Origin of the sequence: Rhodohalobacter halophilus, from assembly GCF_001715195.1 — a bacterium.
GTDB lineage: Bacteria > Bacteroidota > Rhodothermia > Balneolales > Balneolaceae > Rhodohalobacter > Rhodohalobacter halophilus.
This window is the reverse complement of record NZ_MDWE01000037.1, coordinates 64,300-84,325: the sequence shown is the minus strand read 5'-3', so window position 1 is coordinate 84,325 and position 20,026 is coordinate 64,300. Positions and strand designations below refer to the sequence as shown.

The 20,026-nt window shown below is 44.3% G+C and carries 17 protein-coding genes; 9 read left to right on the top strand and 8 right to left on the bottom strand.

Translation table 11 applies throughout. The features are described from left to right. The 5 genes from rplA to rpoC all read left to right on the top strand — a co-directional run. Positions 1–553 (top strand): 50S ribosomal protein L1 (rplA, locus tag BG260_RS10765; RefSeq protein ID WP_083750263.1); only part of this gene is annotated, 553 nt, incomplete at its 5' end. Positions 554–573: 20 nt separating this feature from the next. After that, positions 574–1,095 carry a 50S ribosomal protein L10 gene (rplJ, locus tag BG260_RS10760; RefSeq protein WP_069132529.1) on the top strand — a complete coding sequence of 174 codons (522 nt, stop codon included), beginning with the start codon at positions 574–576 and terminating at the stop codon, positions 1,093–1,095. A gap of 52 nt (positions 1,096–1,147) precedes the next feature. After that, positions 1,148–1,525 (top strand): 50S ribosomal protein L7/L12, encoded by a 378-nt coding sequence (rplL, locus tag BG260_RS10755; protein WP_069132527.1) that lies wholly within the window; start codon positions 1,148–1,150, stop codon positions 1,523–1,525. Positions 1,526–1,702: 177 nt separating this feature from the next. Next, the gene (gene rpoB / locus BG260_RS10750) at positions 1,703–5,518 is read left to right on the top strand and encodes a DNA-directed RNA polymerase subunit beta (RefSeq protein WP_069132525.1); all 3,816 of its coding nucleotides are present in this window, start codon (positions 1,703–1,705) and stop codon (positions 5,516–5,518) included. Between the two features lie 40 nt (positions 5,519–5,558). Next, on the top strand, positions 5,559–9,860 hold the full coding sequence (rpoC, locus tag BG260_RS10745) for a DNA-directed RNA polymerase subunit beta' (protein WP_069132523.1): 4,302 nt from the start codon (positions 5,559–5,561) through the stop codon (positions 9,858–9,860). A gap of 64 nt (positions 9,861–9,924) precedes the next feature. Here the strand turns inward: rpoC and BG260_RS10740 are convergent, their stop codons facing one another. Next, a complete protein-coding gene (locus BG260_RS10740; protein WP_069132521.1) occupies positions 9,925–10,224 on the bottom strand; it encodes a YtxH domain-containing protein in 300 nt (99 codons plus the stop codon). A gap of 126 nt (positions 10,225–10,350) precedes the next feature. Here BG260_RS10740 and fsa point away from each other — a divergent pair, with 126 nt between their 5' ends. Next, positions 10,351–11,007, top strand: coding sequence for a fructose-6-phosphate aldolase (fsa, locus tag BG260_RS10735; protein ID WP_069132520.1), 657 nt, complete (start codon positions 10,351–10,353; stop codon positions 11,005–11,007). A gap of 93 nt (positions 11,008–11,100) precedes the next feature. On the opposite strand, the gene BG260_RS10730 is transcribed toward fsa, so the two are convergent. Continuing rightward, the gene (locus BG260_RS10730; protein WP_069132519.1) at positions 11,101–12,579 is read right to left on the bottom strand and encodes a phytoene desaturase; all 1,479 of its coding nucleotides are present in this window, start codon (positions 12,577–12,579) and stop codon (positions 11,101–11,103) included. Between the two features lie 72 nt (positions 12,580–12,651). After that, a complete protein-coding gene (locus tag BG260_RS10725) occupies positions 12,652–13,335 on the bottom strand; it encodes a septal ring lytic transglycosylase RlpA family protein (RefSeq protein WP_069132518.1) in 684 nt (227 codons plus the stop codon). 134 nt (positions 13,336–13,469) lie between these two features. Here BG260_RS10725 and BG260_RS10720 point away from each other — a divergent pair, with 134 nt between their 5' ends. Then, on the top strand, positions 13,470–14,066 hold the full coding sequence (locus tag BG260_RS10720; protein WP_069132517.1) for a rhomboid family intramembrane serine protease: 597 nt from the start codon (positions 13,470–13,472) through the stop codon (positions 14,064–14,066). 41 nt (positions 14,067–14,107) lie between these two features. On the opposite strand, the gene serC is transcribed toward BG260_RS10720, so the two are convergent. Together serC and BG260_RS10710 are read right to left on the bottom strand one after the other, a co-directional pair. After that, on the bottom strand, positions 14,108–15,190 hold the full coding sequence (gene serC, locus BG260_RS10715) for a 3-phosphoserine/phosphohydroxythreonine transaminase (RefSeq protein WP_087148703.1): 1,083 nt from the start codon (positions 15,188–15,190) through the stop codon (positions 14,108–14,110). 10 nt (positions 15,191–15,200) lie between these two features. Then, a complete protein-coding gene (locus BG260_RS10710; RefSeq protein WP_069132513.1) occupies positions 15,201–16,412 on the bottom strand; it encodes a DUF1015 domain-containing protein in 1,212 nt (403 codons plus the stop codon). 97 nt (positions 16,413–16,509) lie between these two features. On the opposite strand from BG260_RS10710, the gene BG260_RS10705 reads away from it, so the two are divergent. Together BG260_RS10705 and BG260_RS10700 are read left to right on the top strand one after the other, a co-directional pair. Beyond that, positions 16,510–16,848 carry a DUF1844 domain-containing protein gene (locus tag BG260_RS10705; protein WP_069132511.1) on the top strand — a complete coding sequence of 113 codons (339 nt, stop codon included), beginning with the start codon at positions 16,510–16,512 and terminating at the stop codon, positions 16,846–16,848. Beyond that, positions 16,790–17,275 carry an NUDIX hydrolase gene (locus BG260_RS10700; RefSeq protein WP_083750261.1) on the top strand — a complete coding sequence of 162 codons (486 nt, stop codon included), beginning with the start codon at positions 16,790–16,792 and terminating at the stop codon, positions 17,273–17,275. The genes BG260_RS10705 and BG260_RS10700 overlap by 59 nt, the downstream gene beginning before the upstream one ends. Before the next feature lie 55 nt (positions 17,276–17,330). Here the strand turns inward: BG260_RS10700 and BG260_RS10695 are convergent, their stop codons facing one another. The 3 genes from BG260_RS10695 to BG260_RS10685 all read right to left on the bottom strand — a co-directional run bounded on the left by BG260_RS10695 (position 17,331) and on the right by BG260_RS10685 (position 20,017). Next, complete coding sequence (locus tag BG260_RS10695; protein ID WP_069132507.1) at positions 17,331–17,987, bottom strand: energy transducer TonB; 657 nt, start codon at positions 17,985–17,987, stop codon at positions 17,331–17,333. A gap of 120 nt (positions 17,988–18,107) precedes the next feature. Continuing rightward, the gene (locus BG260_RS10690; RefSeq protein ID WP_069132505.1) at positions 18,108–18,509 is read right to left on the bottom strand and encodes a VanZ family protein; all 402 of its coding nucleotides are present in this window, start codon (positions 18,507–18,509) and stop codon (positions 18,108–18,110) included. Beyond that, positions 18,506–20,017 (bottom strand): NAD(P)H-hydrate epimerase, encoded by a 1,512-nt coding sequence (locus BG260_RS10685; protein WP_083750260.1) that lies wholly within the window; start codon positions 20,015–20,017, stop codon positions 18,506–18,508. Before BG260_RS10685 ends, BG260_RS10690 begins: the two co-directional genes overlap by 4 nt. Between the last annotated feature and the right edge of the window lie 9 nt (positions 20,018–20,026).

The following is a 20,026-nucleotide window of genomic DNA, read 5'->3' as shown; positions in this document are numbered from 1 at the left end:
TGTAGATCCGCGTCACGCAGATCAGATGGTTCGTGGCACTGTTTCGCTCCCTCACGGAACCGGAAAATCCGTTCGTGTGCTTGCGTTGGTTAACGAGGCAAAACAGGACGAAGCGAAAGAGGCTGGAGCCGATTTTGTTGGCCTTGACGAATACATTGAAAAAATTGAAGAAGGTTGGGCAGATATCGACGTTATCATCGCTACCCCGGATGTTATGGGGAAGATTGGTAAACTCGGTCGCCATCTGGGACCCAGAGGTTTGATGCCTAACCCGAAAAGTGGAACTGTAACAATGGATGTTGCAGACGCTGTCAAAGAGTTCAAGCAAGGAAAAATTGATTTCCGAGTAGATAAACAGGGAATCTTGCATACCTCTATTGGTAAGGCAAGTTTTGATGCGAGTGAGATTCGTGAAAATCTGATCTCTTTCCTTCAGACTATCCTGAGACTCAGGCCGGCATCTGCAAAAGGGGTGTACATTAAGACTGCTTATATTAGCACGACAATGGGCCCAAGCATATCGATTAGTCGATCATCTATTACTTCAATTTAGAAATTTAACAGGTTAAAACAATGCCGACATTAGCAGAAAAAAAGGCAGTTGTAGAAGAAATTACCGAGAAGCTTGAAAGCTCGAATGCCGTCTATATTACGAAATATACAGGGATGTCAGTCTCTGATATGGGCGAGCTGAGAGGCAAGTTTCGTGAAGGTAATGTGCAGTTCAAGGTGTATAAAAATACACTGATGAAACGTGCAATGGATACAATTGGCGGATATGATAAGCTCTATGACCATCTGGAAGATCAGAATGGTTTTGCATTTGTGGAAGAAGAGCTGGCAGCGCCTGCTAAGGTCCTGAAAGACTACATTAAAGAACATAATAAGCCGGAATTTAAAGCGGCTTTGATTGACGGTGATTTTTACAGTCAAGACCAACTCGATACACTTGCGGCGATGAAGTCCAAGTCGGAAGTTATCGGAGATATTGTGGGTCTGCTGATGGCACCGGTTTCAAATGTGGTAAGCGGACTGCAAGCACAAGGAAGCAACATTGCAGGTGCAATCCAAACCATAGCCGAAAAAGGCGAATAACCAAACTCAATAAACTTTTTTAATTAAAAACCGACGAACGGAGAATTAAACAATGGCTGACGTTAAAGAAATCGCAGAACAACTCGTTAACTTAACGATCAAAGAAGCTAACGAACTTGCAAAAGTTCTTGAAGAAGAATACGACATCAAACCAGCTGCCGCTGCTGTTGCAGTTGCAGGCGGACCTGCTGCCGGAGGAGAAGCCGGTGGAGAAGAGCAAACTGAATTTGATGTGATTCTGAAATCTGCTGGCGCTAAGAAAATTGGCGTTATCAAAGAGGTTAGAGGCATTACAGGTCTTGGGCTGAAAGAAGCTAAAGAACTGGTTGACGGTGCTCCTAACGCTATTAAAGAAGCAGTTAGCAAGGACGAAGCTGAAGAGATCAAAGCGAAGCTTGAAGAAGCTGGCGCTGAAGTTGAGCTGAAGTAATTATAGCTCCTTTATATACCATTTAGCCTTAGCCAACACCGAATATCGGTGTTGGCTTTTGGCGTCTAAATTGCATTAGCAATTTTTATTGCCGAGGTGTAAGAGTCACCTCAGACCTTTCAGAGAAACTTCATTCTTATTTTTAACCTAAAGGAGAACATCCTTTTGAGTACTACTATGGAGAAAATCCCATTTACCGACCGCCTTTCATTCGGCAGAATTCAAAATGTAATTGATTATCCTGATTTTCTGGATATACAGCTCAAGTCTTTTAATGAATTTGCACAGCTTGATGTAGCTCCAAATCAACGAGAAAACAAGGGACTTCAGAAGATTTTTAATGAAAACTTCCCTATTCAGGATACTCGAGAAACTCACATACTCGAGTTTCTTTACTATGCTGTCGACACACCTAAATATAATATCAAAGAGTGCCAGGAGCGTGGCTTAACATACGCTATTCCGTTGAAAGCCAGAATGCGCCTCTCCTCTGTAGATGAGTCTGATGAAGCATCTGAAACCATCGAACAGGAGGTATTTCTGGGTGATCTTCCGTGGATGACCAATCGTGGTACTTTTGTGATCAATGGAGCTGAGCGTGTGATTGTAAGTCAGCTTCACAGGTCGCCGGGTGTTTTCTTCGGGCAAAATGTTCACCCTAATGGTACTCAGCTCTATTCTGCGCGGGTCATTCCGTTTAAAGGATCGTGGATTGAGTTTACCAATGATATCCGTGATGTACTCTGGGCTTACATCGACAGAAAGAAGAAGATTCCGGCAACAACTCTGTTAAGAGCGCTTGGATTCTCATCAGATTTGGATGTATTAAGCTTATTTGAACTCTCTGAAGAGATCGACTTTGGGTCTAAAAAAGCGTACAACGATAAATTGGTCGGTAAGCGATTGGCCACAGACATCACCACGGAAGTTACCGAAGAAGTTGTGGATGATGAGACCGGAGAAGTTACCGAAGCGACCAGCCGTAAAGTTCTGCTCGAAAGAGATCATGAATTGACTGATGATGATTACGGCCTGCTGAAAGAAGCCGGTTTAAAGAAGGTTCTGGTCCAAAAAATCAATGCTGAGGAGTCTGAGCGTTCCGTTATTATGAATACGCTCCGTAAAGATCCTTCTCATGATGAAGTGACGGCCCTGGCTGAGGTATATCAGCAGATCCGAACCGGTGAGATGCCGGATCCGGAGACTGCTCGTCAGGTTCTGGAACGTCTGTTCTTTAGTGACAAGAAATACGACTTGGGTGAAGTTGGCCGGTATCGCCTGAACAAACGCCTGAAAGTTGATGTGGATCTCGACACACACTACCTCACAAAAGAGGATGTTGTAGCCATTGTGAAAGAGGTTATCCGTCTGAAAGAGATGAAATCTCAGGTTGATGATATTGACCACCTGAGTAACCGACGTGTACGTACTGTAGGAGAGCAGCTTGGACAACAGTTTGCTATCGGTTTGGCTCGAATGGCGCGAACGATTCGCGAGCGCATGAGCTCCAGGGATGCTGAGCAGCTTACACCGCAGGATCTAGTTAATGCACGTACCATTTCAAGTGTTATTAACAGCTTCTTTGGTACAAATCAGCTGTCACAGTTTATGGACCAAACCAATCCGGCTGCAGAATTGACACACAAGCGTCGTATGTCTGCTTTAGGTCCCGGCGGTTTGACTCGTGAGCGTGCCGGTTTCGAGGTGCGTGACGTTCACTATACTCACTATGGACGTCTTTGCCCAATTGAAACACCGGAAGGGCCTAACATTGGTTTGATTACGTCGCTTTGTGTTCATGCAAAGATCAATGATTTCGGCTTTATTGAAACACCATACCGAAAGGTTGATAAAGGTATTGTAACAAATGATGTTGAGTATCTTGCCGCTGAGCAGGAAGACGAAACAGTGATTGCTCAGGCGAACGCACCGATCGATGAGAAAGGAAACTTCAAGAATGATGCGATTTTCTCACGCTTCCGAGACAGTAACGTTGGTTTAGCCAAACCGGAGCAGATCGAATACATGGACGTATCTGCAAACCAGATTACATCCCTTGCTGCCGCACTTATTCCATTTATTGAACACGATGATGCGAACCGTGCATTAATGGGATCGAACATGCAGCGTCAGGCCGTACCGCTACTGAGACCGGAATCGCCGGTTGTGGGTACCGGACTTGAACGTCGCGCAGCGCAAGATTCACGCGCTATCATTACTGCCGAAGGTGACGGAGAAGTTGTCTATGTAAGTGGTAATGAAATCCGTGTGAAGTATCACAGATCTGAACTGGAAGAGAATTGCTTCTTTGATGAGGGAATTAAGTCTTACTTCCTGCAGAAGTTTGAGCGCAGCAACCAGGATACGACAGTCAACCAGCGTCCTGTTGTTAGTGTAGGAGACAAAGTGAAGGACGGTGATGTTCTCGCAGACGGCTGCTCCACTGAGAAAGGTGAATTGGCTCTTGGCCGAAATATGCTTGTAGCCTTCATGCCTTGGAGAGGATATAACTTTGAGGATGCGATTGTAATTAGTGAGCGTGTTGTTCAGGATGATGTTTACACATCTATCCACATTACTGAATTTGAACAGCAAGTTCGAGACACCAAGCGCGGTGAAGAGGAACTGACTCGTGAAATTCCGAACGTGAGTGAAGATGCGACAAGAAACCTCGACGAACAGGGAATTATCCGCGTAGGAGCGAAGGTTAACCCGGGTGATATCCTAGTTGGTAAAATTACTCCGAAAGGAGAAACCGACCCGACTCCGGAAGAGAAGTTACTTCGCGCAATCTTCGGTGACAAAGCCGGCGATGTGAAAGATGCATCTCTGAAAACACCTCCGGGCGTTTCTGGTGTGGTTATTGATACAAAACTCTTTAGCCGAAAACGTGATGAGCAGATCTCCCGTAAAGAGGAGAAAAAACTTGTTGAGCAGGAAAATGAGCGACATGCCAAAAAAGTTGCTGAATTGAATGCACAGTGGGCAGATAAGATGTACAGTCTGCTTCGGGATAAAACATCTCCTGGTGTGTACAACTATGCAAATGTAGAGCTCATTCCTAAAGGTGAAAAATATAAGAAATCAGTATTCGAAGAGCTGGATCCGGTAAATATCAATGAAGATATAGATTGGGCTACAGATGAGAATCTGGTGAAACATGTGAAGCTTCTGTTCAAAAACTACAGAGACCTTCGCAGAGATATTGAAACCGAAGCTAAGCGTCGTAAGTATCAGATCCAGGTTGGAGATGAACTGCCACCGGGAATCATTCAGAAGGCGAAAATCTATGTTGCTAAGAAGCGTAAAATTCAGGTAGGTGATAAGATGGCCGGCCGACACGGTAACAAAGGTGTTATCGCAAAGGTAGTACCGGTTGAAGATATGCCGTTTATGGAAGACGGAACACCTGTTGATGTGGTTCTAAACCCATTGGGTGTACCATCCCGTATGAACCTTGGACAGATTTACGAAACCATTCTAGGATGGGCCGGAATGAAGTTGGGTGTGAAGTACGCATCTCCAATTTTTGACGGTGCTTCGTACGAGCAGGTTCAGGAAGAGCTGAAGAAAGCCGGTCTTCCTGAAGACGGACGACTCTATCTGTATGATGGCCGTTCAGGTGAAAAACTCGACCAGAAGACAACGGTTGGGTATATGTACATGCTGAAATTGAATCACCTGATTGAAGACAAGATGCATGCCCGTTCTATCGGTCCATACTCATTGATTACCCAGCAGCCATTGGGCGGTAAAGCTCAGTTTGGAGGCCAGCGATTGGGTGAAATGGAGGTTTGGGCATTGTATGCTTATGGTGCATCAAGTATTCTGAAAGAGATGCTCACCGTGAAGAGTGATGATGTGAAAGGACGATCAAAAGTATATGAAGCCATTGTGAAAGGTGAAAACCTGCCCGAAGGCGATATACCTGAATCGTTTAAAGTATTACTCCGTGAATTGATGGGTCTGGGACTCGAAATTCACATTGACTAACGTTTGTTCTGTTAAATAAATCAAATTGGGAGGATTACCCTTGCCATCTACAAAAACATTAACTGTTACGAAAGACTTCTCCAACATCGGAATTTCTCTGGCTTCCGCCGAGACTATTTTATCCCGATCACATGGAGAAGTTCTGACACCGGAAACGATCAATTACAGAACATTCAAACCGGAAATGGATGGTCTTTTCTGCGAAAAGATCTTCGGGCCGGTTAAAGATTATGAATGCCACTGTGGTAAATATAAGCGCATCCGTTACAAAGGAATTATTTGTGACCGCTGCGGTGTGGAAGTAACCCGTAAAGCTGTTCGCCGTGAGCGAATGGGCCACATTACATTAACCGTACCGGTTGTACACATCTGGTACTTCAAGTCACTGCCAAGCAAGATTGCATATCTGCTCGGATATTCGTCCAAAAACCTGGAAAGAATTGTTTACTACGAAACCTTTGTAGTGATCAACCCGGGACTGGCACGTGATCTCGGTTACAAGCGTGGAGATCTGATTTCTGAAGAGGAGAAATTTGATATTCTGGATCAGCTTCCTGAGGATCATCACGAACTGGAAGATGAGGACGAAGATAAGTTTATCGTAAATGATGGAGCTGAAGCAATTCAGGCTCTCCTCACCGATATGGATCTGGATGGTTTAGCCTATCAGCTGCGCTATGAAGTGAAGCATGAAACTTCACAAATGCGTAAGAAGAAAAAGCTGAAACGACTTCAGGTTATCGAATCTTTCCGTGCTGCAAACCAGCATACACAGAACAATCCAGAGTGGATGGTTCAGAGCGTAATTCCGGTCATTCCACCGGAACTCAGACCGCTGGTTCCGCTTGAAGGTGGACGTTTTGCGACTTCCGATTTGAACGACCTTTACCGTCGTGTTATTATTCGAAATAACCGTCTAAAACGGTTGATTGATATTAAAGCTCCAGATGTAATTCTCCGAAATGAGAAGAGAATGCTGCAGGAAGCGGTTGATTCACTTTACGACAACTCAAGAAAATCAAACGCTGTTCGAAACAACAACCGTCCGCTGAAATCCCTCAGCGATATGCTGAAAGGGAAGAGTGGCCGATTCCGTCAAAACCTTCTCGGTAAGCGTGTTGACTATTCCGGTCGTTCCGTTATTGTTGTAGGTGCGGACTTGAAGATGCACGAGTGCGGTCTGCCGAAAGAGATGGCCATTGAGCTGTATAAGCCATTTGTAATTCGGCGCCTGATTGAACGCGGTTATGTTAAAACCGTGAAGAGCGCGAAGAAGGTTGTAGATCGCCGCGATCAGGTTGTATGGGAAGTTCTTGAGAACGTGATTGACGGACACCCTGTACTGCTAAACCGTGCACCCACACTTCACCGTCTCGGTATCCAGGCGTATCAGCCGGTACTGATTGAGGATAAGGCGATTCGTCTGCACCCACTCTCATGTACTGCGTTTAACGCTGACTTTGACGGTGACCAGATGGCGGTTCACCTTCCATTGAGCCATGATGCGATTCTTGAAGCATCCATTTTGATGCTCGGTTCACACAACATTTTGAGCCCGGCTAACGGTGGCCCAATTGCTGTTCCTTCTCAGGATATGATTTTGGGTATCTACTACACCACCAAGATGGGTAGCGGTATGAAGGGCGAAGGCAAAACATTCTCCAGCATGGACGAAGTAGTGATTGCCTATGATCAAGGTAAGATTGAAACTCATGCCAAGATCAACGTTCGAATTCCGAAAGTGAATGAGAATGGTGAAACAGAATATGAAATTATCAAAACCACTACCGGACGGGTTCTTTTCAATAAGATCGTGCCGGAAGAGATTGGTTACATCAACAGAACTCTTGGGAAAAAAGAGCTTCGAACCCTGATTGGTGAGATACACGGCGAAGTTGGAACGGTTAAAACTGCCGAGTTTCTTGATAACATGAAACGTATGGGTTTTGAGCGCGCAACCACCGGTGGACTCTCTTTCTCTCTCGAGGATATCATCATTCCTGATGAGAAGTTCCAGCTAATTGAAAAAGCTCAGAATGAAGTTTCTGAAATCCAGGATCGTTATGAGATGGGTTTCATTACCGATAATGAGCGGTACAACCAGGTTATTGATAAGTGGACAAGTACCACTAACCGTGTGTCTGAAACTCTGTTTAAGAGTCTAGCAGAAGATAAAGATGGATTTAACTCGATCTTTATGATGGCCGACTCCGGAGCTCGTGGTTCTAAAGAGCAGATTCGTCAGCTTGGCGGTATGCGTGGTCTGATGGCCAAGCCGCAGAAGAGTTCCATGCAGCAGGGGAATGAGGTAATTGAGAATCCAATTCTCTCATCATTCCGTGAGGGGCTGACAGTACTTGAGTACTTTATTTCTACTCACGGTGCCCGTAAAGGTCTTGCTGATACGGCTCTGAAAACTGCCGATGCAGGTTACCTTACACGTCGACTCGTTGATGTATCTCAGGATATTATTATCAACGAACAGGATTGCGGTACACTGCGCGGTATTAAGATGCAGGCACTCAAGGATAATGAAGATGTGATCGAGAGCCTCGAAGATCGAATTATCGGACGTGTATCTATGCACGAGCTTCGTGACCCGATTTCAGACGAAGTTCTCTGTGAATCAAATGAAATGATCACGGAAAAAGTAGCCAAGAAAATTGCCGAAACATCCATCGAAGAGGTGGAAATTCGATCTGTACTTACTTGTGAAACAGAGCGCGGTGTATGTGCGAAATGCTACGGTCGTGATATGGCCCGTAACTCACTCGTTCAGGTTGGTGAGGCTGTTGGTGTAATTGCAGCTCAATCCATTGGTGAGCCGGGTACACAGCTTACACTTCGAACTTTCCACGTTGGGGGTACCGCTTCTCGTATGGAGGCTGATTCTCAGCATAAAGCGAAGTTCGACGGTAAGATTGAATTTGAAAACGTACGAATCGTTGAATACGATGACGGTGAAGAGATTCATAATGTAGTATTGAGCCGTGCAGGTGAAATGAAAATTGTAGGTGAGGATGGAAAAGTTCTTAATACCTACAATGTGCCTTACGGATCTGAAATGCTTGTAGAGGAAGGTGATAAAGTGCCAAAAGGAATGCCGCTCTGTAAGTGGGATCCTTATAACGCGCTGATCTTCTCTGAACTTGACGGTAAAGTTGAGTACAAGGATATCATCGAAGAGATTACCTACACTGCTGATACGGATGCACAAACCGGTCACCGTGAAAAAGTAATTATCGACTCCAAAGACAGATCGCTCATCCCAACTCTGGTAATTAAGGGTGAAGATGACAGAATTCGCGAGAATACGCTACCTGTAGAGACACATATTGTTGTTGAAGATGGCGAGCCGGTTCAAGCCGGTCAGGTTCTGGCAAAAATTCCACGATCTGCTTCCAAATCGAAAGATATTACGGCGGGTCTGCCACGAATTACGGAACTGTTTGAAGCTCGGTCGCCAAGTGATCCGGCAGCAGTTTCTGAAATTGACGGTATCGTTAGAATGGGCGGACGTAAGCGTGGATCTCAGGAAGTGATTGTTGAGAGTAAAGATGGAACGGATGAGAAGAAATATCTCATTCCGCTCTCCAAGCATATTCTGGTTCAGGAGAATGACTTTGTGAAAGCCGGTCAGGCGCTGTCCGATGGAACCATTCCTGCCCAGGAGATCCTCAACATTTTGGGGCCATTTGCGGTTCAGTCCTACCTGGTGAATGAGATTCAGGAGGTTTACCGACTGCAGGGTGTGAAGATTAATGACAAGCACGTAGAAGTGATTGTTCGCACAATGATGCAGAAAGTTGAAGTTCTGGATCCGGGTGACACAATGTATCTGGAAGGCGACAAGGTTGACCGATTTGAGCTCAACAACAGGAATGATGAGCTGATAGGTAAATTTGTTGTTACTGAGCCGGGTGGAAGTGATCTGAAGAAGGGTGCAATTCTTGACCGACGTCAGGTTCGTGAAGTGAATAACGAACTGATTAAAGATGGAAAAGATGAGCTTCAAACTCGAGAAGCAGAACCTGCGATTTCCAAGCCGATTCTGTTGGGTATTACGCGTGCATCCCTCTCTACGGAGAGTTGGTTGTCAGCGGCATCCTTCCAGGAGACTACGAAGGTTCTTACTCAGGCTTCCATCGAAGCGAAGAAAGATTTTCTCCGCGGCCTGAAAGAGAATGTGATTGTAGGTCATAAAGTACCTGCAGGTACCGGACTCCTCAAATATGATGAGCTCATTGTTGGTTCGAAAGCCGACTATGATGAAGGGGACGAAGAGGTGCAAAAAGTGTTTGAAACACTGGGCGCCGATAACCCTGAAGAGGAAGAAGACTAAACGAAATAAAAAAGCCCTGATGAAAATCAGGGCTTTTTTTATATAGATGATTTAAAGGAAAGAACTACTTCTTTTCAATATTTTCGAGAAGTGCTTCCGCTTCTTTAATAAGGTCATCTGCTCGTTTTTTCGCATCGGAAACAACATCATCGCCTTTTTGTTTGGCATCTGATGAAATTTTCTCCTTTTCATTTTTAAGCTGACGAATCAACTTATTGAGTTCATCGGCATAATTGCTGACTTGATACGATATTTTGCCGCGGGTATTGGAACCGGAGTCGGGCGCATATAAGAGTGCCACGACTGAACCTACAACTGCGCCGGTAATCAACCCGAGTGCAAAACCTTTTCCTGAATTATCCATAACTGATAAATTTCTGTTAGCGTTTCTACTTAAAATAGCAAAATGCAGCTGATCTTTAAACTGTTATCCTGTCTGTCATTCTTCTTATATTAAACTAAACAAATTCACATTAACAACATTCCTCATATGAAATTTTTTATTGACACTGCCGATCTGGATGAAATCAAGGAAGCCAATGATTTAGGTGTACTTGACGGGGTGACAACCAACCCCAGTCTCTGCGCTAAAGTAGGTGTAAGCGATTTTGAAGGCCACATTGCAAAAATTTGTGATATTGTAGATGGAGATGTTTCTGCTGAAGTGATCTCAACAGAGTATAATGAGATCCTGGAAGAGGGACGTAAAATTGCATCCATCGCAGATAACGTGGTTGTAAAAGTACCTCTGATTAAAGACGGCATTAAAGCGATCAAAACATTTAGCGATGAAGGGATCAAAACAAATTGCACACTCTGTTTTTCTGCGTCACAAGCGTTAATTGCCGCCAAGGCAGGGGCTACATACATCTCTCCTTTTATCGGGCGTCTGGATGATATTTCGAGCGAAGGAATGGATTTGATTGCCGATATCCGGGTGATCTATGACAACTATGGGTTTAATACAGAAATTCTGGCTGCAAGTATTCGACATCCAATGCATTTACTTGAAAGTGCAAGGCTGGGAGCTGATGTTGCAACGATGCCTCTTAAGGTGATTGATCAGCTGCTGAAACACCCCCTTACAGATATCGGGCTCGAGCGCTTTCTCGCTGATTGGGAAGATCTTCAAAAATCTCTCAAATAGTATATCATTGCAATAGATTTAAAAGGGGCTGTCATACTAAAAATGACAGCCCTTTTTTTATGAGAGTCAATCATCTATACTTTTTAAGACTTTTTAAGCTTTCCCTATTAAATCTTCGGCAATCTTGGCCGAGGAGAGTACGCCCGGCAGACCCGCACCGGGATGTGTACCGGCTCCTACAAAATAGAGATCATCTACATCCTCACTGCGGTTGTGAGGCCGGAACCAGGCTGATTGCGTTAGAATCGGTTCAACTGAAAAAGCGGATCCTTTAAAGCTGTTCAGTTCATTCTGAAAGTGAAGCGGATCGATGTAGTGCTCAGCAACGATGTTTTCCTGAAGGTCGGGGAGGTAGTTATCCTCAAGAAACTGCATGATCATATTTCGATACTTCGGTGCCATTTCATTCCAGTCAACATCGCCATCGAGGTGGGGAACCGGTGAAAGAACATAGAATGCTTCGTGCCCCTCAGGTGCCATCGAAGGATCAGTTTTGGTTGGCATATGCAGATAGAGAGAAAAATCATCAGAAAGGTGTTTCTTATGGAAAATATCGCTCAGCAAACCTTTATACCTCTCTCCAAGTATGATGTTATGATGTTCGAGGTTTGTGTTGTTGTATCGCTTTTTTGTCCCAAAGTAGATCACAAAAAGAGACATACTGTATTTTGTCCGCTCTATTTTACGATCGGTATACTTTTTTCGATGTTTGGGGCTAATCAGATTTTTATAAGTAAATGCAACGTCGGCATTGCTTACCACAACATCTGCTTTTTGAACCTCTCCGCCGGGGAGACGAATTCCGGTTGCACGGCCATTTTCAACCAGGATTTCACTAATTTCTGAATTCAACTTAATTTCTCCGCCCTGTTCTTTAATCAGTTTAACCATGCCGTCTACAATCGCCCCGGTTCCACCCATCGCATAGTGAACTCCCCACTCACGTTCCAGGTAGTGTATCATGGAGTAAATGGAGGTTGTATCGAATGGGTTACCGCCAACCAACAGCGGGTGGAATGAAAATGCTCGTCGAAGAAATTCATTTTCGATAAACTGGGACACATATTTATACACAGACTTATGCGACTGAAGTTTGATCAGGTCCGGAGCAACCTTCAGCATGTCTGTAAACTTTGGGAACGGTTTATCGGCAAGTTCAACAAATCCCTTTTCAAAGATTGGTTTTGTGGTTTTTATAAATTCCTCGTAGCCGGCTTTATCATCCGGATTCACTTTCTCAATTTCAGAGAGGATGAAATTGTGATCATTATTATAATCGAAGGGATTGCCATTGTGATCAAAAATTCTGTAAAAAGGGTCGCAGGGGACCAACTTAAAATAGTCTTCACGCTTTTTCCCGGCTGCCGAATAGATATCATCGAACATAAAAGGAGCAGTGATAACAGTTGGGCCGCCATCAAATTTAAACCCGTTCATTTCATAGACATAGGCTCGTCCACCGGGTTTGTCACGCTTTTCGTAAATCGTTACGTTGTGTCCCTTTGATAATAGTCGGGAAGCAGTTGCGAGGCCGCCAAATCCACTCCCGATTACGATGATATTTTTCTTCATGAGCTTGATTAATTTGAGTTATGGCATGTTAACCCAAATTGATTTAAAATCAATCCATGAATTAAGAAAAAATCAGTTCTGAGTTTGTTTTACAAATCCGTCAAGTCCCTGCCTTCTGAGGCGTTGCATGGCATCGCGAGCGTCTGTTGGGTCGGAGTATGTACCATAATAGATTCTGTAGACAGTTTCTCCGGCAACAGGCACGGGTTCTATTCGTGCGCCTGAGATGGATGAGATAAAGTTTTCAGCTTCACTTCGGGATTTGAATGATGCAAGCTGAACAGTGAACGTTTCTATACTATTGAGGTTATCTTCAGAGAGCGGTCGGTCACCCTCTTCAACCAGAAATAGTCTTACTTCTGCTGTTCCAACTTCCTCCATATCTATTTCCCGGGCAGCTCTTCTTGAGAGATCAATAATACGGTTGTGAGCATAGGGGCCGCGGTCATTTATCCGAACAACAACTGTTTTGCCATTGGTTTGATTTTCAACCTGTACCACGGTGTTAAAAGGCAGACTCCGATGAGCAGCTGTCATGCCATTCATGTTATAGGTTTCCCCATTTGCCGTAAGTTTTCCATGAAAATTGGGACCATACCAGCTCGCTACACCCGATTCAATTTCTGCTCCCGCATCAACGGACGAATAGTCGCGTTCAGGAGTATCGGGTGAAACACTTTTTCTTGAAATACCGCATGAGCTCAAAAATAGGAGGAGTAAAATGTAAACAGTCGATTTTTGTAGTAGCCGGGTCATAGAAACAGCAACAGGTTTAAGTTGTCGGATAAAAAGTAGCAATTTGGGAGATGAAGTAAAATGAGAGATCGAATAAGATCTGTAATTGTTTTCAATTCCCTTATATTCATTCGACTTAATTAAAAGTATCAAACATGACGGTTACACTAACACTTATTGCTGTTACAAGTTTCATCTCATTAGCGGCACTCTATGTAGATCAGAGAATATTGGAAACAGGGATGCTCCGGCCATATCGCACGGTCAGGAAGGGGACCTGGTATGAAGTGATCAGCTCAGGGTTTCTGCATGGCAGCGTTGGGCACCTATTAGTGAATATGTTTGTGCTCTTCTTTTTTGGAATTGTAATTGAGCAAACCCTGGGTTTATACCACTATTTGGCTCTCTATTTTACGGGTTTAGTCTTCTCTGCGTTACCTTCGCTTATTCGCCACAGGGAAAATCCAAACTATGCCACGCTGGGAGCTTCGGGGGCGGTAGAAAGTGTACTGTTTGGATATATATTTCTCTACCCGACTGAGAAAATCATCATTATACTTTTGCCGATTCCAATTCCTGCCTGGATATTTGGGCTGATGTTTCTGCTTTACAGTGTTTTTGAGAGTAAACGCGGAGGTGGGAACGTGAATCACGAAGCTCATATCGCCGGTGCACTTTGGGGTGTGCTCTATCTACTCTTTTTTGTACCCAACAGTGTTGATCACTTTTTGACGGTTCTGGGCTTGATCTGAAAATTCACCGGATAACTCTAAGTTATCCGGTGAATAATTGATTACCCGTTTTTAGATCTAAAATTAGCCATAAAATCAGCAAGGGCTTTTACACTTGCCAATTCGCAGGCATTGTAGATACTTGCACGGACTCCGCCCACCGAACGGTGACCCTTCAGGTTTACCATGCCCTCTGAAGCGGCTTCAGAGATAAATTTCTGCTCCAGCTCTTCTGTTGGCAGCCTGAAGGTGATATTCATTTTTGATCGGGCATCGTTCTCTACAGCACCTCTGTAAAAGTCATCCTTGTCGATCTGATTATAGATCAGATCGGATTTTTTTGTGCTGAACTCCTCAAAGTAGGAGAGGCCACCCTTTTCCAACACCCATTCGAGCACATAGTTTATCATGTAAACTGCAAAAACAGGAGGAGTGTTGAAGAGTTTTTCTACATGGGTTTGATAGTTCAGTATGGTTGGAATTGCCTCGGGGCGCTGTTTTTCGAGAAAACTTTTTCTCACCATCACAACCGTTGCACCTGCAGGACCCACATTTTTTTGTGCACCGGCATAGATCAATCCATATTTTTCCAGATCAATGGGCCGGGATAGGAAATCGGAAGAGGCATCGCACACTAAAGGTGCTCCACCGCTTTCGGGTTCGCTTGCAAATTGTGACCCGGCCACGGTATTATTGCTGGTGAAGTGAGTGTAAACAGCGTCATCCGCAAAGCTGAGTTCATCTGACAGCGGTATGTGTTTATACCCGCCTTCTTTGCCTGAAAATGAGGTATGAACGTTACCAAACAATTTAGCTTCTTTGATCGCTTTGGCAGACCATGTACCGGTATCGATGTAGTTAGCTGTTCGCTGATTATTCAGGAAATTGTGCGCAACCATCATAAACTGGCTGCTTGCACCACCCTGGAGAAACAACACTACCCAGTCGTCATCTGCACCGGTTATTTTTTTGATTCTTTCTACCGCCTGACGATTGACCTCGGTGTATTCCGGGCTTCGATGGCTCATCTCTATGATTGATGCACCTTTCCCTTTGTAATCTATTAGCTCATTTTGAACCTTCTCTAATACCGAGAGGGGAAGTGTTGCCGGACCTGCACTAAAATTGTGAACTCTATTCATAATATTCCGTGATTTAAAATGTGTGAACGATTAATCCTGATTTTATTTTTGGCTCGAACCATGTGGATTTTGGCGGCATCAATTCACCCTGATCCGATACATCGAGCAGCTCCCGGATGGAAGTTGGGTACATACTGATCGCCAGATCATAAGAACCTTTATCCACAAGTTTCTCCAGCTCTTTGGTTCCGCGAATTCCACCCACAAAGTTAATATTTTGATCTGTTCGTGGATTTTCAATTCCAAATACGGGATTTAAAAATCCATCCTGTAATCGAGCAACATCAAGAGAGGCCGAAACTTTCTGAGATGCTGCTGCCGGGAGCTTCATACTCCACCAGGTTTCATCAAAATAGATAGAGACAGCCCCTTTCTGTTCCGGCTCTTTTTGGTCGGTGGGAATCAGACCATACTCCTTTTTGATAGAGTTGAACTTCTCTTTGGTTACTGATTTAATCACCCGATTGTAGGGTAGAATTTTCATTTGAGACATTGGAAAAAGCACAACCGGAAAATATTCAAACTCAGCTTCCCCCGGGAATACGTTTCGCTCTTTTCGTAGTTGTTCGGCCACTCGTGATGCACTTTTACAGCGATGATGCCCATCGGCAATGTAGAGTTTGGCAACATCAGCAAAGCCTTTTACCATTTCAGCTGTTGCAAATGTTTTCCAGATACGATGGGTAACTCCGCCTTCTCCTTCGTGCTCAATGAAAGGAGGTTGTGTGATGGTGATCTTCTCAATCTGAAATGAGATGTCCTCTGAATCCCGAAACGTGAGCATGACCGGCTCTGCGTGTGCTTCTTGAGTGAGGATATGCCTGGTTCGGTCGTCCTCTTTATCGGGGCGGGTTAGTTCATGTTTTAAAATTACATCATTATCGTAATCCTGGACGGAGGCGCAGGTGTAAACACCTGTTTGAGTATGGCTGTCTACCTCCATCTGATAGATATAAACAGCCGGTTTTTCATCTTGTAGGAAGAGGTCTGATCCTAAAAGTTTCTTGAGATTTTCAGCCCCTTTTTGGTAAACCTTGTCGTCGTTAAAAGGTGTTCCGTCCGGCAGGTCTATTTCCGGCCGGATTACGTGCAAGTAGCTGTTGGGTTTTCCTTCGGCAAGTTCTTTTGCCTCTTCTGTATTGATTACATCGTATGGAACGCAGGCAACTTCATCAGCATGCTCAGGTTTCGGAAGCCATCCGCGGAACGGTTGAATGATAGCCATTTAGTCTGTTGATTTTTGTATTTTTGTGTTCCCGTAAGTATACAAACTCTTTACAATATCATCGCATTGAATTGTAATTTAGAATTAAAACAGTGACATGAGTAACGAAAATCAAAAGACACCCGAAAATTTAAGCCCCGAACAGCAACAGCAGTTGTTATTTGTGATGCTCATACAACAGCATCAGCAAATAGCTATGATGGGAATGGGGAAGATAAAAAATCCACAAACGGATAAGGTAGAGCGCGATTTAAGCTCGGCAAAATTTGCGATTGACACTCTGAATATGCTTCAGGCATACACCAAAGGGAATCTCCCTAAAGAGGTAACCGACTATCTGGAGCAGACTTTAACCACTCTCCGCCTGAACTACGCTGATGAGAAGAAGAAAGGTAGCGGCAAAAGTGAATCGGCTGACAAATCAGAAGAGAATTAACTTGGTTTTAATTAAAGCAGGAGGGGGTGTTCTCTATCGGTATGATAAAGGCACCCCAATTGTATTACTGATCAAGAGAAATGGTATATGGGATCTGCCAAAAGGCAAACAGGATGAAGGGGAATCAATTTCAGATTGTGCCGTGCGTGAGGTAGCGGAGGAGACCGGTTCTGATATCCCGCCCATTTTAAAGTCCTTTCTCTGTGAGACCTACCATGAATACCGGCAGGATGGAATAGATTTTGGGAAAACTACATTCTGGTACGCTATGGTGGCAAGGAACAGTTCCGATCTGAGCCCACAGCAAGAGGAGGGGATCACAGACCTAAAATGGGTAGAGCTTGATCGGGCATTTGATCTGGTTGGTTTCGAAAACCTAAGAAAGGTGTTGGACGCATTTTCTGCTTGGCTTGATTCTTTAAAATAAAAAAAGGTGATCCAGTTTTGCTGAATCACCTTTATAAAGTCTAAAAAAGAAATATTTAGTTCTGTAGGCGGAAAAAGATCGGTAAACTATACTGAACTCTTACCGGACGTCCACGCTGCATACCGGGTTTAAACTCAGCCTGGCTCACAACACGAAGTGCTTCTTCATCAGCACCGCCGCCAATTCCGCGAATAACTTGTGGGTTTTCAACCTGACCCTGCTCATTTACAATAAACTGGATGTAAACACGTCCTTCAATTCCTGCTCGCCGTGCCATTTCAGGATATCTGATTTTACTTTGAAGTTCACCGAGGCCACCGATCAGTTCCGGCATCTCCTCTACAACTACAAAGAAATCTTCTTCATCTTCTTCCTCGGCAGGAGGCGGTGGAGGAGGCATACTCAGTTGTCCTCCCAGGTCAAGATCAGCAGAGATATCAATATCTACATCTTCAATAATCTCATCGTTAGGAACCTCAACAGGAACCGGAGGTCTGGGTGGTGGTGGGGGTGTTTCAATCTGTCGTGTCTGGATAATCTCTTCCATCTCCACAACTTCTTGTTCGTCCATTACGTACTCTTCGGGCGCCTGACTGGTAAAATCAGCTCTTACCAGTATGATAAAAATAACCAGCGCGGCAAGAAGGCCTAACTCCCAGAATACAGTGTAGTAATTCCGTAAGTCAGCATCCGGTTTTTTTCGTTCTGTCATCGGTCTAAAGGGGTTTTAAAGTTTTAACAAACGCTTACATCAAGTATAATCGATTTGATGCTAACATTCCAACGTTAAATAATGGTTGGATATTATAATGTTGATTCTGTAAAACTGCAATCAATTCTTTGCCGGTAAATATTTTTTTACCAGAAATAATATAAATGTAGCCGTTGCAGCTCCCATCAGATCTGCGATGGCATCATAAAAGTCTATCGATCTGCCAAATGGAAGAACTCCCTGCAGAACTTCAATAGCAATTCCAAAAAGTGCCCCAGTAAAAAATATGACTCCCAGATTGGTTCGGGCAGGTTTTTTTGATAGGTAGAGCAACCCAAACACCAGTGTCCAGGAGAAGAACATCATAAAGTGGCCAACTTTGTCATACTGAAAAAGCCGGTTTTGTCCCAGGTGACGGGAGGGGAGTATAGTGAGCGCGAGAATTGCAGCTGTAATCAGAAAAAAGAGAGTGTAGATAATTCTTCTGTGTTCAAACAGGAATGAAAGTATTTTTTTAATCATGTAAGATCTTCTGGTCCGAAAGAGTCCTGACTCTCCTTTTTACTGATGTAGTTTGTGTAGCCATCAAGCAGTGCATAAACCGGGGCCCATTTTAAACTTTTGGAAATACCCCACCATGTTGCCACCGAGCCGCTTAATACATCTCCGAATCCAGCACGGCTGAACGGAGCCGTATCATATGTAGTCATAAACGGTGAACTGTTGTACGGGATATAGATCGTGGGGTTCCCCTTTAAAAGTAGTGAAACGTTATTTTGATTTGAAAATTCTGTAGCAACTGTAATTGGGTTTAATTGTTGAGAATCAAACCCCAGATACTTTTTTGCTTCGCCGGGATGAGGGGTCAGAAGCCACTCTTTTCGTCTTTCTGAATCGATGTTTTTTAAACTCTCCCAACAAGCCAGTGCATCAGCATCAATCACAGCCGGGCCTGCATAACTCTTTAATAGTGAAGTGGTGAATTCCCGGGTCTGATCGGATGTTCCCATTCCGGGTCCCATCAACAGCACTCCTGGTTTATCTATTATTTTTTGAAGGATGGTTTCAACATGCCGGGGCTGAAAGGAGGCAGAATCATCTAAAACAATTTTGATGATTTGCGGAAGAGCATTCTCATAAATCGGAAGCAGCGCTTCGGGAGTGTATAAAATTACGGAACCCGCTCCTTGGCGCCAGGCACTTTTTGCGGCCATAATTGCGGCACCTGTCAGCCCGGGTGATCCTGCAATCAGATGCACCACACCATCTTCATATTTGTGACGAGCCTGCCGGCTAATTTTTGGCAGCACTTTTGATAACTCCGGATCAATACCTGTGATAAAGTTTTTCCTTAAATAGGATGGAAATGGGAGGTCTGTAAAATGAACAGTACCGCTGTAGGTTGGCCCATTGTTTATAAAAAGGCCTGTTTTTTGGGTGCCAAATGTACAGGTATGATCAGCACGGACGGTCACCCCATGCACGGTTCCGGTATCAGCGTTCAGGCCTGAAGGGAGATCCATCGAAAAGACCGGTTTTTCCAACCGGTTGATCTGTTCGGTAATCTCTTTAACCGGCGAACGAATTTCACTGGCTAAACCTGTACCAAACAGTCCGTCCACAAGATAATCACTCTGCGGAAAGGAGTCCTCCAGGTTGCCGTTCAGGAATGAGATGGAGTCGGAGTGCTCCGACAGTTTCTTTAGCAAACTGTAGTTTTTATCACAATCGGGGCTGAGATTGTCTGTTCCAAGAGCAAAAAAAATGGAGACATGATGCCCGGCATTTTCAGTCAGGTAGCGGGCGGCAGCGAGTGCATCTCCCGCGTTGTTTCCCTTGCCGCAAACGAAAAGTCCCTGTTTGTTCTCACCGAGATAATTCTGAATCGTGGTTGCAGCACCTTTAGCAGCCATTTCCATCAGCGTGAACCCGTCAATACCAAACTCTTCTATCGTCCTGCGATCAATTTCTCGAGATTGATCGGCAGTATATAACTGAAGAGGTTTTGGTATGTTGGGGTCAATGTTCATCTGATAGAA

Coding starts and splice junctions, on each gene's coding strand:
- rplJ (WP_069132529.1), top strand. CDS start 574: ATGCCGACATTAGCAGAAAAAAAGGCAGTTGTAGAAGAAATTACCGAG.
- rplL (WP_069132527.1), top strand. CDS start 1,148: ATGGCTGACGTTAAAGAAATCGCAGAACAACTCGTTAACTTAACGATC.
- rpoB (WP_069132525.1), top strand. CDS start 1,703: ATGGAGAAAATCCCATTTACCGACCGCCTTTCATTCGGCAGAATTCAA.
- BG260_RS10740 (WP_069132521.1), bottom strand. CDS start 10,224: ATGGATAATTCAGGAAAAGGTTTTGCACTCGGGTTGATTACCGGCGCA.
- fsa (WP_069132520.1), top strand. CDS start 10,351: ATGAAATTTTTTATTGACACTGCCGATCTGGATGAAATCAAGGAAGCC.
- BG260_RS10730 (WP_069132519.1), bottom strand. CDS start 12,579: ATGAAGAAAAATATCATCGTAATCGGGAGTGGATTTGGCGGCCTCGCA.
- BG260_RS10725 (WP_069132518.1), bottom strand. CDS start 13,335: ATGACCCGGCTACTACAAAAATCGACTGTTTACATTTTACTCCTCCTA.
- BG260_RS10720 (WP_069132517.1), top strand. CDS start 13,470: ATGACGGTTACACTAACACTTATTGCTGTTACAAGTTTCATCTCATTA.
- BG260_RS10710 (WP_069132513.1), bottom strand. CDS start 16,412: ATGGCTATCATTCAACCGTTCCGCGGATGGCTTCCGAAACCTGAGCAT.
- BG260_RS10705 (WP_069132511.1), top strand. CDS start 16,510: ATGAGTAACGAAAATCAAAAGACACCCGAAAATTTAAGCCCCGAACAG.
- BG260_RS10700 (WP_083750261.1), top strand. CDS start 16,790: ATGAGAAGAAGAAAGGTAGCGGCAAAAGTGAATCGGCTGACAAATCAG.
- BG260_RS10695 (WP_069132507.1), bottom strand. CDS start 17,987: ATGACAGAACGAAAAAAACCGGATGCTGACTTACGGAATTACTACACT.
- BG260_RS10690 (WP_069132505.1), bottom strand. CDS start 18,509: ATGATTAAAAAAATACTTTCATTCCTGTTTGAACACAGAAGAATTATC.
- BG260_RS10685 (WP_083750260.1), bottom strand. CDS start 20,017: ATGAACATTGACCCCAACATACCAAAACCTCTTCAGTTATATACTGCC.